The sequence below is a fragment of the Serratia sp. LTN-2 genome (assembly GCF_059740205.1).
The window spans coordinates 71,550-83,668 of the sequence record NZ_JCAXDO010000005.1 but is presented as its reverse complement, the minus strand read 5'-3'; the positions used below and the strand labels follow the sequence as shown (position 1 = coordinate 83,668).

Below are 12,119 nucleotides of genomic sequence, written 5' to 3'. Positions count from 1 at the left end.
ACTAGCCATGTTGCCTGAAGGAACGACGATGATGAGAAGCGACATTCAATTTATTCAACAACCCGATATCGACGCGCATCACTATGAGCGCGGCGATACCGTGCGCCTGACCACGGCGAATCTGCGGCACGAGTATCAGCTCGATGTGTATATTTTGCGCCGCGACGACAAGCTGATTTACGGTTCGGTCGTCGCGGCGGCGCCCAAGACCGATATTCCGGTCGCCAGCTGGGAGGTCAAAAACGGCGAAGAGGTGGCGTTCCGCCAGGAAAACATCGCCAAGGCGGTGCCGGCGGTGAACTGACTTCGCTGTGCGCGTTTTCCCCCGATTCTGATGAATGCCGACGTTTATACGTCGGCTTTTTCTTTTCCACGCTGCGATGACGAGCAGGGTGACGCCCTGATGACATTTGGCTCAAAAACTGCGCTAAAAATCGATGTGCATGACAAAAATCACAGCGAATGTGAATTTGCATGAAACATAATTTGACAAATGTGAACGCAATCGATTACCTATTCGCGAAATGCGTAACTGGATCACAGATTCTTACAGTCAGTGGTTTCTATAATGCGCGCGTCATCCGAGTTTCTGTGTGAAGACAACGCCAGGTGTCGGCAGACTCATTGTCATCTTTTCTAAACGGGCAGGAAATGGCCCTTTAAGCATGTGGTAATAAAATGAAAAAAATAGCTCTCGCAGCAGGTGTACTGCTCGCAGCGTCTTACAGTGCATCATCAATGGCTGATAGCAAAGACAGTCAATATGTCTCCGACTGGTGGCACCAGAGCGTTAACGTGGTGGGCAGCTACCACACCCGCTTCGGACCGCAGCTGAACAACGACGTGTATCTCGAATATGAAGCCTTCGCCAAGAAAGACTGGTTCGATTTCTACGGTTACGTTGACGTGCCGAAATTCTTCGGCGTGGGCAACACGCCGGATCGCGGCATCTGGAACAAAGGTTCGCCGCTGTTTATGGAGATCGAACCGCGCTTCTCCATCGACAAGCTGACCGGCACCGATCTGAGCTTCGGTCCGTTCAAAGAGTGGTACTTCGCCAACAACTACATCTATGACCTGGGCCATAACGCCGACGGCCGTCAGAACACCTGGTACATGGGTCTGGGCACCGATATCGACACCGGCCTGCCGATGAGCCTGTCGATGAACATCTATGCCAAATACCAGTGGGAAAACTACCAGGCTGCCAATGAGAACAGCTGGGACGGTTACCGCTTCAAGGTGAAGTACTTCGTGCCGCTGACCCAGGTGTGGGGCGGCAACCTGAGCTACATCGGCTTCACCAACTTCGACTTCGGCTCCGATCTGGGCAAGGACAGCCACTGGGTTGACGGCACCGGCAAACAGGTGCGCACCGGCAACTCGATCGCCTCCAGCCACATTTTGGCGCTGAACTACGATCATTGGCACTATTCTTTCGTGGCGCGTTATTTCCATAACGGCGGCCAGTGGCAGGATGGCGCGGATATCGGTACGCCGCAGGGCCCGATCAAGTCTACCGGTTGGGGTTATTACCTCGTGGTTGGCTATAACTTCTGATTTTCCGTGTTATCAGAAACAGAAAACCCCGCCTGGCGGGGTTTTTTTTCGTCATCACTGGGCTTGTTCAACCGGGAGATGCTTCACCGGCATAAACAGTCTGCCTTTGATCACGTGACATTCATTATTTATCCAACTAATGATTTGTTCACGGCTGACGCCTTCCGACTGCGCATAACGATGAAGATCGCCGTTAAAGTGCCGAGTGATGTATTCCATGAGGGTCATTTGCACGTCTCTTGCTCCTGAACGCCCACCCGTTGCCAGCCTGGCCACCGCGGGAGGTTGAGGTTTCTCAGACAGCGAATGTAAATTATCGGCAACTAAATCTCAACATAAAGCACCACATTGGTGCGGCGGAAAGGGTAAAAAGAGTCCCGCACGGAGAGGCGGGAAGTGTTCGCTATTATCATTATGGATGATAAGAATAAGATTTGAGGTGCGACGAAAAAGAGCACGCTAACTCTTTCTTGTTACTCTGCCAAATTAACGAAAGGCTTATTTTTCTTCAAGAAAAATCCGAAGTTGGTTTCGGAATTTTCGAGGGATTTTGCGTCAGAGCAAGCTTTGGACGCGATCGCCGTAAAACCGCACCGCCATCTCGGAGTTTTCCTTATACTTTGTCTGGAGAAGGCCAACTATAGTAAACAGAGTCACCCATGCAGGAATACATAACATGAACAAAGGTCGTACGACGCTTACGGTGTTAGCGCTGATTGCATCGCTGGGATTGTCATCCGCACCGGCTTTGGCCGACAAAGGCGGTAACGGCAACGGTAACGGCCATGGCAACAGCGGTAACAACGGTAACCATGGCAATAACGGTAATCACGGCAATAATGGCAATCACGGTAACAAAGGCAATAAAGACCAATACGATAACGGCGTCTATCGCAACGACAACAATCTGATCACCGTCACCCTCTCGCGCGATCGCGCCCGTTCGCTGGCGCACAACCATGGGCTGACCGGCTACCGTTCGTTGCCGCCGGGCATCGCCAAGAATCTGGCGCGCGGCAAGCCTCTGCCGCCGGGCATCGCCAAAAAAGTGGTGCCGTACTCGATGCTGCGTGAACTGCCGCAGTACCCGGGTTATGAGTGGCGTATCGCCGGCGATGATCTGGTGCTGGTTGCGCTCAGCACCGCGATTGTGGCTTCCGTGATCAATGGCGTGTTCAACTAACGCCTGTGGAGCATGATCAGGCCTCGCTGCGGCGGGGCCTTTTTATTTGCCAGCGTCGGGCTGACGTGGTGAACTTTGTGCCTGACGTTTTCACTGCATGACATGATGATAAGGAGATGCCATGTTCAGGGCGTTGTTGATAGCCTGTTGTTTGACCAGTTTTCCGGCGTTGGCGGACGGCGCCGCCGCTCTCGGCGAGCTGGTGAACCAACGTTTGTCGCTGATGAAAGACGTCGCCGGTTACAAGGCGCAGCAGCATTTGCCGATCGAAGACCTGGCGCAAGAGGCGAAGGTGTTGGCCAGCGCGCAGGAGGAGGCGGGGCGTTTGGGGCTGGAGCCGGCGTCGGTGCGGCCTTTTATCGCCGCGCAGATGGATGCCGCCAAGGCGATTCAGTACCGCTATCGTGCCGACTGGCTGGCGAGTCCGGAAACCGGTTGGCAACCGCGCCCGTTGGCTCAGGTGCGCGCGCAGATCGCGCAGCTGAGCAGCCAGATACTGCAGCGTCTGGCGGAGCGGCTGCGCGCCGGCCCACTCGACGAGGCGGATCGGGCGGCGTTTATGGCGTCCGTGGATCAGATGAATCTCAGTGCCGCCGACAAACGGCGGCTGGCGGATGCGCTGTTGGCGGTCAAAGCCGCGCGCGCACGCTGAGCGTCAGTCGCGGCCGACGGTGCTGCGACGGAAGGTCAGCATTCGGCTGCGGTTGGCGATGAGATCCACGTTGTAACCGCGGAAATAGAGGCAAAAGCGTTTCAACCACGGGCCGTCCTGGCACTCGACCAGCATGCGCCCCTGGCCCAACGGGCTGAGCGTGCCGGTCTGTGCCGCCGGGCCGACGCCGATATGCACCCGATCGCCGCAAATTTCAAAGGCGGTACGATAGTGCGGGTGATACCACAGCCCCTGCACATGCTTCAGGCAGTCGCCGTTGGCCGTCACCGGCAGGAAACGGCGTGCCACGTGGCCGACCTCGCCCTCGACCGCTTCGCCGGTCCACTTCAATTTGATTGGCATATGGGCGGACAGCGACACCGCATAGCCGTCCTCGCCCTGATACAGCGGTTCGCCGCTGCCCAGATAGGCCAGGTTGCCGTCTTTGACCTCCAGCCAGTGCGGCTCGGCCAGCGTGGCGTAGAGGCCATCGGGGATCGCCGCGCTGCGCTGCGGCAAAGGTTCGCCCAGCAGCGTCGCCATCACCTGCAAGACCATACCGAAGCTGTCGCAGTCTTCGCGGTTGGCCACCAGCGCCACGCCGGCCTGGCGGTCGGGCGCCAGCAGGAAATAGGTTTTGTAACCGGCGTGGGAGCCGCCGTGGCCCAGCAAGCGGCGGCGGCCCAGCGGCGTCTGCGCCAGCCCCAAGCCATAGGCGCTGAGCTGGCCCTGATTGAGGCGGCGCGGTGCGCTGAGTTGCGCCAGCACGCCCTGGCCGGGCCCTTCGTCGGCCAGCAGCGTCTGCAGCCAGCGGGTGAGGGCGTTGACGCTGCCGGTCAGGCTGCCGGAGGCGGAAAGGTGCAGGCCGGCACTGGCGTGCTGCCAGCCCTGCGGCGCCCGCCAGTAACCCGGCACCAGCCCCGGCACCACGTCGAACCAGCTTTCCGGCGCCCGCATTTGCACCTGCAGCGGTTGGGCGATGCGCTGTTGCACCAGCTGGTCGAAATCAAACCCCTTGCTGCGCAGCGCCGCTTCCAGCAGCCGATAGCCGGTATTGCTGTAGGCGATCTCGCTGCCGGCTTCATAATTCAGCTTTTCCAGCCCCTCGACAAACTGCATCACCGGCTGCGCCTCGCTGACGGCGTGCAGCGATATGCCGAGCAAGCCGAGTGTTTCGCGCACGTCGGGCAGGCCGCCGGTCATGTCCAGCGCCTGGCCGACGGTGACGTCCGCCAACGCGGGCTGCAGAGCGGGCAACAGCTCACCCAGACGCTGCTCCAGCCGAATGGCGCGATCGGTGGCGTTCAGCGCCAGCGCGGCGAAGATGTGCTTGGTCACTGAGGCATAACGCACCACGCTGTCGGCGGTGAAGGGCGTATTTTGCGCCAGATCGGCCAGGCCGGCGCAGGCGGTGGCGCGGAGTTGTTCGGCGTCAAACAGGGCGATGGCGCCGCCGGGTTCACCACGCCGTTGCCAGCCGGCCAACAGTTGTTCGGCGACGGCGCCGGCAGAGCGCCAGTTTAACGGTGTTACAGACATAGGGCCTCCAGAGTGATGGTTCGAAACGGGCCAGCTCGGCCACACGCCGCCCGGTGCTGGTGAAGAGCGCGGGCTTTTCGGCTGATTGTGGCGCAGTGCGTTTTTCGTCGGCCGCTGTTTTGTGCGCTGTTTAGACCAGTTAGCGAGGAATCACGCGAAACTTTGATATAGAGCGCAGATTGCTGGCGGCGTTGCGGTTAAGGCGGGAGAAAAACAGGCGCCCTGCGGCGCCTGTAAAAGGGGGATTAATTCAGTCTGGCGGCGCCGTCCAACAGGCTTTCAATCATCTGCTTGAGCAGACGCTGCAGCGAGGCGGCGCGCTGCGGTTCAAACGCGTAAGGATACTGTTCGGACATGTAGTTCACCTGCGCCAGTTCAAGCTGGATCGCATGCTGTTGCTGCTGCGGCTGACCGTAGGCACGGGTGATGTAACCGCCTTTGAAACGGCCGTTCAGTACGTGGGTGTACTGTTGTTGTTGCTCACAGCAGGCGACCAGTCGATCGCTCAGCGCCTGAGCGCAGCTTTCGCCGCCGTTGGTACCGAGGTTGAGATCCGGCAGCTGGCCGTCGAACAGCCGCGGGATCACCGAGGCGATGGAGTGCGCGTCGAACAGCAGCGCATAGCCGTGCCGCGCTTTGAGGCGCGCCAGCTCGTTTTGCAGCTGCTGATGGTAAGGCTGCCAAATCTGCTGCAGATAGCCGGCGCGTTCTTCGTCCGTCGGCGCTTGGCCCGGCAGGAAACTTGGGCGGCCGTCGAACAGCACGTCGGGATACAGGCCGGTGGTGGCGGTGGTGTACAGCGGCTTGTCGTCCGCCGGACGGTTCAGATCGATGACGAAGCGCGAATAGTTGCCGACCAGCACGCTGGCGCCCATTGCCCGGGCGAAATCGTACAGCTGCGGAATGTGCCAGTCGGTATCGGGCAGCGGACGGGCGTCGTCGGTCAGCCCGGCCTCGACCGCCGGCGTGAGTTGCGTACCGGCGTGCGGGATGCTGATCAGCAGCGGCAGGCTGCCGGTCTGGAAGCTAAAAGGATCGCAAATGGTCATTGACGTACTTCTCCTCGGAAAATCACCGTACAGGGCAGCTGGCCGCCCAACCAATAAGCCAGTTCCGCCGGCCGCGACAGCGGCCAGTGAACGAAGTCGGCTACCTTGCCGGTTTCCAGCGTGCCATGGCTGTGTTGCAGCCCCAGCGCTTTGGCGGCGTGGGTAGTGACGCCCGCCAGCGCTTCTTCCGGCGTCAGGCGGAACAGCGTGCAGGCCATGTTGATCATCAGGCGCAGCGACAGCGCCGGCGAGGTGCCGGGGTTGGCGTCGCTGGCGATCGCCATCGGCACGCGGTGCTGGCGGAACAGCTCCACCGGCGGGCACTGGGTTTCGCGCAGCAGGTAATAGGCGCCGGGCAGCAGCACCGCTACGGTGCCGGCGTCGCCCATGGCGCGGGCGTCTTGTTCGGTGGCGTATTCGAGGTGGTCGGCGGAGAGCGCGTGATGGCGCGCCGCCAGCGTGCTGCCGCCGAGCGCGGAGAGCTGCTCGGCGTGCAGTTTGACCGGCAGACCGGCGGCTTCGGCGGCGGCGAAGACGCGCTCCACCTGCGCCGGCGAGAACGCCAGATGTTCGCAGAAGGCGTCAACCGCATCCGCCAGGCCGGCGGCCGCGGCCTGAGGAATGATGGTGTCGCAGACCAGATCGATATAGTCGTCGGCGCGGTTGGCGTACTCCGGCGGCAGCGCATGGGCCGCCAGACAGGTGGTTTTCACCTCGACCGGCAGCAGCTCGCCCAATTTGCGCGCCACCCGCAGCATTTTCAGTTCGCTTTCCGGGCTGAGGCCGTAGCCGGATTTGATTTCCACGCAGGTGACGCCTTCCGCCAGCAGCGGCCGCAGGCGGAACAGCGCCTGCTCCAGCAGCAGCGCTTCGTCGGCTTCGCGGGTGGCTTTGACGGTGGAGATGATGCCGCCGCCCTGCGCGGCGATGTCGGCGTAGCTTACGCCGTTCAACCGTTGTTCGAACTCGCCGCTGCGGTTGCCGCCGAACACCAGGTGCGTGTGGCAGTCGACAAAGCCGGGGGTGATGATGCCGCCGTCGAATTTCACCGTTTCGTCCGCGATCAGGCCTGGCGGCAGCGCCGCATGTTCGCCAATCCAGACGATCTTGCCGTCGCGCACGGCGATCGCGCCGTCGGTCAGGGTGTGATATTTGCCGTCGCGCATGGTGACGATATCGGCGCCGTGCCACAGGCTGTCGCAGTGAATCTCAGACGTCATTGCTTTCCTCCGCCGGAGCCGCAGCTCCCACATGGTTGTATATACAATTAAAAACAACCTAACGCATTCACCGGGATGCCACAAGAGGCGGGCGAGATTTTGTTATCAGGATGTGATCGACAGCGGAGATGCGGGCGCAGGGCGCGCCCGCCGGGGGTCAGACTTCGCTGGTGAAGCGGCCGAACAGCTGATAGCGGCTGCCGGGGTACAGCAATCGCGCCGAGGTCACCACGGTTTTACCGGACCAGGTGCGGCGGTGGATCAGCAGGCCGGGTTCGTGATCCTCCAGCTGCAGCAGCTCGCGCTCGCGCCGGGTAGGGATCACCGCTTCGACGATGTGTTCGCCGGCGGTCAGCGGCGCGGCCTGGGTCAGGTAGGTGTAAGGGGTGACGCGGTCGAAATCCTGTTTAAGGTAATCCGGCGCCACCAGCGGGTTGACGCAGCGGTCTTCCACCTGCACCGGCACGTCGTTTTCGTAATGCACGATCTGCGAATAGAACAGCCGCTGGCCGGGCTGAATGCCCAGCGCCGTCGCTTCTTCATCGCTGGCCGCCCGGGCCTTCAGTTCGAGGATTTTGCTGCTGTGGCGATGGCCGCGCGCGGCGATCTCGTCGGCGATGTTGTGCACTTCCAGCAGCGCGGTATGCGCCTTGGCTTCGGCGACGAAGGTGCCGACGCCCTGCATGCGGATCAAAAAACCTTCGCTGGTCAGCTCGCGCAGCGCGCGGTTGATGGTCATGCGGCTGACGCCCAGTTCCGCCACCAGTTCACTTTCGGAGGGCACGCGCTGGTGCGGTTGCCAATGCCCCGCACGAATTTGATTCACGATCGCCTGTTTGACCCGTTGGTAGATCGGGGCGGGGGCATCGCTCATTGCAGCCGCCAGTTGTAACACGGTCTGTTGTTCAGCCACGACGTTAACCTCGTCAAATAAAAAAATAATAACACCAGTTTACTGTTGATGTCGGCGTATGTATATGTATATACAACTAGGGGCCGTCGCGCCAGAAACTTGCCGACGACCGACAAAAAATTCCTGAATGCGCGCCATCGCCGCGCCTCATTCACCGTTACACCAACAGTGGAATACTGCCATGCCTGCTTATTTTGCCCCACGCGCTTTGCTCCCTGAGGGCTGGGCGCATAACGTCCGGCTGGACGTCGATGCGCAAGGTTATCTGACTCAAGTCACCGCCAACGCAGAACCGCAAGGCTGCATCCGGCTGCACGGCGACGCGGTGCCGGGCATGCCGAACCTGCACTCGCACGCTTTCCAGCGCGCGATGGCCGGGCTGGCGGAAGTGGCGGGCAACCCGCAGGACAGCTTCTGGACCTGGCGCGATTTGATGTATCGCCTGGTGCAGCGCCTGACGCCGGAGCAGGTGGAGGTGGTCGCCCGTCAACTGTATATCGAAATGCTCAAGGGCGGATACACCCAGGTGGCCGAATTCCACTACCTGCATCACGACGCCGACGGCAAGCCTTACGCCGATCGCGGTGAGATGACCGGGCGCCTCAGCGCGGCCGCGCATCAGGCCGGCATCGGCATGACGATGCTGCCGGTGCTGTACAGCTACGCCGGTTTCGGCGCGCAGCCGGCGCAGCCGGGGCAGAAACGTTTTATCCAGGATACCGAAGGCTATCTGCAACAGCAGCAGGTGATTGCTCGCCAGCTGGCGGATCGCCCGCTGCAGAATCAGGGGCTGTGTTTCCACTCGCTGCGCGCGGTGGAGCTCGGCCAGATGCAGCAGATTTTGTCCGCGTCGGATCGTACCTTGCCGGTGCATATTCATATCGCCGAACAGCAAAAAGAGGTGAATGACTGCCTGGCGTGGAGCGGACAACGTCCGGTGGCCTGGCTGTATGACCATCTGCCGGTGGATCAGCGCTGGTGCCTGGTGCACGCCACTCATCTGGATCGCAGCGAGTTGGAAGCGTTGGCGCGCAGCCGCGCGGTGGCCGGCCTGTGCCCGACCACCGAAGCCAACCTCGGCGACGGCATTTTCCCCGGCGACGCCTATCTGCAGCAGGAGGGGCGCTGGGGCATCGGTTCCGACAGCCATGTTTCGCTCAACGTGGTGGAAGAGCTGCGCTGGTTTGAATACGGCCAGCGGCTGCGCGATCAGCGCCGCAACCGCCTGACCACGCCGCAGCAGCCGGCGGTGGGCGATGTGCTGTACCACCAGGCGCTGCAGGGCGGCGCGCAGGCGTGCGGCGCGCCGATCGGCCGATTGCAGAGCGGTTATCGCGCCGACTGGCTGGTGCTGGATGGCGACGATCCGTACCTGGCGGCGGCGCCTGACGCCTCGATCCTCAACCGTTGGCTGTTCGCCGGCGGCAAGGAACAAATTCGCGACGTGTTCGTCGGCGGCCGACAGGTGATCGAGCAGGGGCGGCATGCGTTGCAGCAGCAGAGCGGCGCCGAGTTCCTGCAGGTGTTGAAAACCTTCCAGCAGGAGGCGTAATGAGCCTGAACCGTTTCAACTTCGCCGCGTTGCCGGTCAGCCCATGGCGCAACGGCGGCGGGGAAACCCGTGAAATCGTCAGCTGGCCGCCGGGCGAGCAGAATTTCGACTGGCGCGCCAGCATCGCCACCATCGCGCAGGATGGGCCGTTTTCCGCCTTTGCGGGCATCGACCGTTCGATTACGCTGCTGGAAGGCGACGGCGTGCGGTTGTACAGCGCCGGGCATATCGATCATCAGCTGGCGCAGGTTGGGGAGCCGTTCGCATTCTCGGGCGACGTGGCGCTGGAGGCGACGCTGCTGGGCGGCGCCAGTCAGGATTTCAACATCATGACGCGCCGCAGCCGGCAGGCGGCCGAGGTGCGGCGCAGCACGGCGCCCGTCACCCTGCCGCCCAACCGGGCGGGCGTGCTGTATGTGCTGAGCGGGGTCTGGTCGCTGCCGGGGGGCGGCGAACTGAGCGCGCGCGAGGGCGTCTGGTGGGCGGCGCAGGCGGCGAGCGGCGAGGTGAAGCCGTTGACGGCTGACGGCGCTATCCTGTGGGCGAACATCAGCGCCTGCGGCTGACGGCAATAAGCGGGGCGCGTCAGCGCCCCGAAGGATTAACGATCGTTCAGCGAGCGCAGATGGTCGTCGCGGCGCAGCGTCATCAGCGCAAACAGGCTGACCACCGAGGTGGCGACCACGTAGTAGGCGGGAATGTCGATATTGCCGGTCTGCTTGATGAGACCGGTGATAATCAGCCCGGCCGAGCCGGAAAACACCGCATTGGACAGCGAGTAAGCCAGCCCCAGACCGGTATAGCGCACCCGGGTCGGGAACATCTCCGCCAGCATCGCTGGGCCGGGACCGGCCAGCAGCCCGACCACCGCACCGGCGATCAGCACCGCCAGCCCTTTGACCCACAGTGAGCTCTGCGCATCCTGCAACAGATGCAGCAGCGGGAAGGTGAACAGGATCACTGCCGCCACCGCCGTCAGCATCACCGTTTTACGCCCCAGCCTGTCGCTGATGATGCCCGCCGGCAGGATGGTCAGGGCGAAGCCGACGTTGGCCAGCACCGTCGCCACCAGCGCTTGCTGGAAGGTGGCGTGCAGCGAGGTTTGCAAATAGGAAGGCATGACCACCAGGAAGGTATAACCGGCGGCTGACCAGCCCATCATGCGACCGATGCCGATCAGAATGGTTTTCACCACGCCGCTCAGTTTCGCTTCCTGCGGTGTGGCGGCCTGTTCCACGCGTTGCTGCGCCTGGGTGAACGTGGGTGTCTCCTCGAGCTTGAGCCGCAGCCACAGCGCCACGGCGCCCATCGGCAGCGCCAGCAAGAACGGAATGCGCCAACCCCAGTCATGCAGCTGCTGCGCGCTGAGCAGCGCGGCCAGCAGCGCCACCAGTCCGGCGCCGGCCAACAGGCCGAGCGCGACGGTCAGCGATTGCCAGGCGCCGAACAGCCCGCGCTTGCCCTTGGGAGCAAACTCGGTCATCAGCGACACCGCGCCGCCGAATTCGCCGCCGGCGAACAGCCCCTGAAACATGCGCAGCAGCGTCAGCAGCAGCGGGGCTGCGACGCCGATAGAGGCGTAGGTCGGCATGACGCCGATCAGCGCGGTGGCCAGCGTCATCAACAGCAGTACCGCAATCAGCGTCGGCCGGCGGCCGATGCGATCGCCGATGCGGCCGAAGATCACCGCGCCGATCGGTCGGCAGAAAAACGCCAGCGCAAAGGCGGCGTAGGTGAGGATCAGGCTGGTGATTTCATTTTCACCCTGCAGGGTGAAAAAATTGGCGGCGATAACGGTGGCCAGGAAGCCATATACGCCGAACTCATACCATTCGATAAAGTTGCCGACCGAGCCGGCCAGCAATGCCTGACGCGAGCGGCGCGCGTCGAGAGTCTGTTGATTCATCCCCGTTCCCATACTTTTGAATTATTGTTCGTCTGTTCTAAATTTATACGACAAAACAATCAATTGATTTCAGCGGGAACTGTGAGGCGATCAGCGCATGCCGTCGATGCGCCACCATCCGGGGCACACATCGGCGAAAGCATGTGAGACCGGGCGCAGCTCCGGCAGATCGGCGCGGTCGAAGCTGCCGGTGGCCAGCGCCACCGTCGGTTCGTCGTCTACCGCTCCCAGCGTGCTGCCGCAGCGCGGGCAAAAGGCGCGGCTGGAGTAGGGGGAGGAGCGGTACAGCGCGGGCATGCCGCCAGGGCCGTTCCACTCGACGGCCTGACGCGGGAATTCGACCCAGCACAGCGTTGGCGCGCCGGAGTGGCGGCGGCAAAAATCGCAGGAACAGCTGTGCGGGTTGCCTGGCAGGCCGTGTGCCTGAAAGCGAATATGTCCGCACAGGCAGCCGCCGCTATAGCGTAGATTTTGCATGATTTCTCCGTCATCAGCGCGGGGGAAACGATGAAAATCACTATAGCCATATCGCGAAAAAATAACAG

13 protein-coding genes are annotated in these 12,119 nt (G+C 61.9%); 6 read left to right on the top strand and 7 right to left on the bottom strand.

Annotated features, from left to right (window positions below; translation table 11 throughout):
* Positions 1–31: 31 nt before the first annotated feature.
* Both AC6BYQ_RS12270 and AC6BYQ_RS12265 read left to right on the top strand, forming a co-directional pair.
* Positions 32–304: a hypothetical protein gene (locus AC6BYQ_RS12270; RefSeq protein WP_025160263.1), complete on the top strand. Its 273-nt coding sequence runs from the start codon at positions 32–34 to the stop codon at positions 302–304.
* Positions 305–678: 374 nt separating this feature from the next.
* On the top strand, positions 679–1,560 hold the full coding sequence (locus AC6BYQ_RS12265) for a nucleoside-specific channel-forming protein Tsx (protein ID WP_025160262.1): 882 nt from the start codon (positions 679–681) through the stop codon (positions 1,558–1,560).
* A 54-nt stretch (positions 1,561–1,614) separates the two neighbouring features.
* Here AC6BYQ_RS12265 and AC6BYQ_RS12260 read toward each other — a convergent pair whose 3' ends face one another.
* Positions 1,615–1,794 carry a hypothetical protein gene (locus tag AC6BYQ_RS12260; RefSeq protein ID WP_025160261.1) on the bottom strand — a complete coding sequence of 60 codons (180 nt, stop codon included), beginning with the start codon at positions 1,792–1,794 and terminating at the stop codon, positions 1,615–1,617.
* A gap of 442 nt (positions 1,795–2,236) precedes the next feature.
* Between AC6BYQ_RS12260 and AC6BYQ_RS12255 the strand changes: the two genes are divergently transcribed.
* A complete protein-coding gene (locus tag AC6BYQ_RS12255; protein ID WP_019454842.1) occupies positions 2,237–2,743 on the top strand; it encodes an anti-virulence regulator CigR family protein in 507 nt (168 codons plus the stop codon).
* 121 nt (positions 2,744–2,864) lie between these two features.
* A complete protein-coding gene (locus AC6BYQ_RS12250) occupies positions 2,865–3,395 on the top strand; it encodes a chorismate mutase (protein ID WP_498056926.1) in 531 nt (176 codons plus the stop codon).
* A gap of 3 nt (positions 3,396–3,398) precedes the next feature.
* Here AC6BYQ_RS12250 and AC6BYQ_RS12245 read toward each other — a convergent pair whose 3' ends face one another.
* From AC6BYQ_RS12245 to hutC, 4 genes are all read right to left on the bottom strand, one after another.
* A complete protein-coding gene (locus tag AC6BYQ_RS12245; RefSeq protein ID WP_498056925.1) occupies positions 3,399–4,934 on the bottom strand; it encodes a serine hydrolase domain-containing protein in 1,536 nt (511 codons plus the stop codon).
* 245 nt (positions 4,935–5,179) lie between these two features.
* Positions 5,180–5,983, bottom strand: a complete 804-nt coding sequence (gene hutG, locus AC6BYQ_RS12240) for an N-formylglutamate deformylase (RefSeq protein ID WP_498056924.1) — start codon at positions 5,981–5,983, stop codon at positions 5,180–5,182.
* The gene (gene hutI, locus AC6BYQ_RS12235) at positions 5,980–7,203 is read right to left on the bottom strand and encodes an imidazolonepropionase (protein ID WP_498056923.1); all 1,224 of its coding nucleotides are present in this window, start codon (positions 7,201–7,203) and stop codon (positions 5,980–5,982) included. Before hutI ends, hutG begins: the two co-directional genes overlap by 4 nt.
* Positions 7,204–7,360: 157 nt before the next feature.
* Positions 7,361–8,116: a histidine utilization transcriptional repressor HutC gene (hutC, locus tag AC6BYQ_RS12230; RefSeq protein WP_025160260.1), complete on the bottom strand. Its 756-nt coding sequence runs from the start codon at positions 8,114–8,116 to the stop codon at positions 7,361–7,363.
* Positions 8,117–8,297: 181 nt separating this feature from the next.
* On the opposite strand from hutC, the gene AC6BYQ_RS12225 reads away from it, so the two are divergent.
* Positions 8,298–9,668 (top strand): formimidoylglutamate deiminase, encoded by a 1,371-nt coding sequence (locus AC6BYQ_RS12225; RefSeq protein WP_498056922.1) that lies wholly within the window; start codon positions 8,298–8,300, stop codon positions 9,666–9,668.
* Positions 9,668–10,234, top strand: coding sequence for a HutD/Ves family protein (locus AC6BYQ_RS12220; RefSeq protein WP_498056921.1), 567 nt, complete (start codon positions 9,668–9,670; stop codon positions 10,232–10,234). Before AC6BYQ_RS12225 ends, AC6BYQ_RS12220 begins: the two co-directional genes overlap by 1 nt.
* Before the next feature lie 35 nt (positions 10,235–10,269).
* Here AC6BYQ_RS12220 and AC6BYQ_RS12215 read toward each other — a convergent pair whose 3' ends face one another.
* Both AC6BYQ_RS12215 and AC6BYQ_RS12210 read right to left on the bottom strand, forming a co-directional pair.
* On the bottom strand, positions 10,270–11,574 hold the full coding sequence (locus AC6BYQ_RS12215; RefSeq protein ID WP_063919283.1) for an MFS transporter: 1,305 nt from the start codon (positions 11,572–11,574) through the stop codon (positions 10,270–10,272).
* A gap of 90 nt (positions 11,575–11,664) precedes the next feature.
* Positions 11,665–12,051: a GFA family protein gene (locus tag AC6BYQ_RS12210; RefSeq protein WP_498056920.1), complete on the bottom strand. Its 387-nt coding sequence runs from the start codon at positions 12,049–12,051 to the stop codon at positions 11,665–11,667.
* Between the last annotated feature and the right edge of the window lie 68 nt (positions 12,052–12,119).

Excerpts from the sequence above, each read along its gene's own strand:
- AC6BYQ_RS12270 (WP_025160263.1), top strand. The coding sequence starts at position 32 with ATGAGAAGCGACATTCAATTTATTCAACAACCCGATATCGACGCGCAT.
- AC6BYQ_RS12265 (WP_025160262.1), top strand. The coding sequence starts at position 679 with ATGAAAAAAATAGCTCTCGCAGCAGGTGTACTGCTCGCAGCGTCTTAC.
- AC6BYQ_RS12255 (WP_019454842.1), top strand. The coding sequence starts at position 2,237 with ATGAACAAAGGTCGTACGACGCTTACGGTGTTAGCGCTGATTGCATCG.
- AC6BYQ_RS12250 (WP_498056926.1), top strand. The coding sequence starts at position 2,865 with ATGTTCAGGGCGTTGTTGATAGCCTGTTGTTTGACCAGTTTTCCGGCG.
- AC6BYQ_RS12245 (WP_498056925.1), bottom strand. The coding sequence starts at position 4,934 with ATGTCTGTAACACCGTTAAACTGGCGCTCTGCCGGCGCCGTCGCCGAA.
- hutG (WP_498056924.1), bottom strand. The coding sequence starts at position 5,983 with ATGACCATTTGCGATCCTTTTAGCTTCCAGACCGGCAGCCTGCCGCTG.
- hutI (WP_498056923.1), bottom strand. The coding sequence starts at position 7,203 with ATGACGTCTGAGATTCACTGCGACAGCCTGTGGCACGGCGCCGATATC.
- AC6BYQ_RS12225 (WP_498056922.1), top strand. The coding sequence starts at position 8,298 with ATGCCTGCTTATTTTGCCCCACGCGCTTTGCTCCCTGAGGGCTGGGCG.
- AC6BYQ_RS12220 (WP_498056921.1), top strand. The coding sequence starts at position 9,668 with ATGAGCCTGAACCGTTTCAACTTCGCCGCGTTGCCGGTCAGCCCATGG.
- AC6BYQ_RS12215 (WP_063919283.1), bottom strand. The coding sequence starts at position 11,574 with ATGAATCAACAGACTCTCGACGCGCGCCGCTCGCGTCAGGCATTGCTG.
- AC6BYQ_RS12210 (WP_498056920.1), bottom strand. The coding sequence starts at position 12,051 with ATGCAAAATCTACGCTATAGCGGCGGCTGCCTGTGCGGACATATTCGC.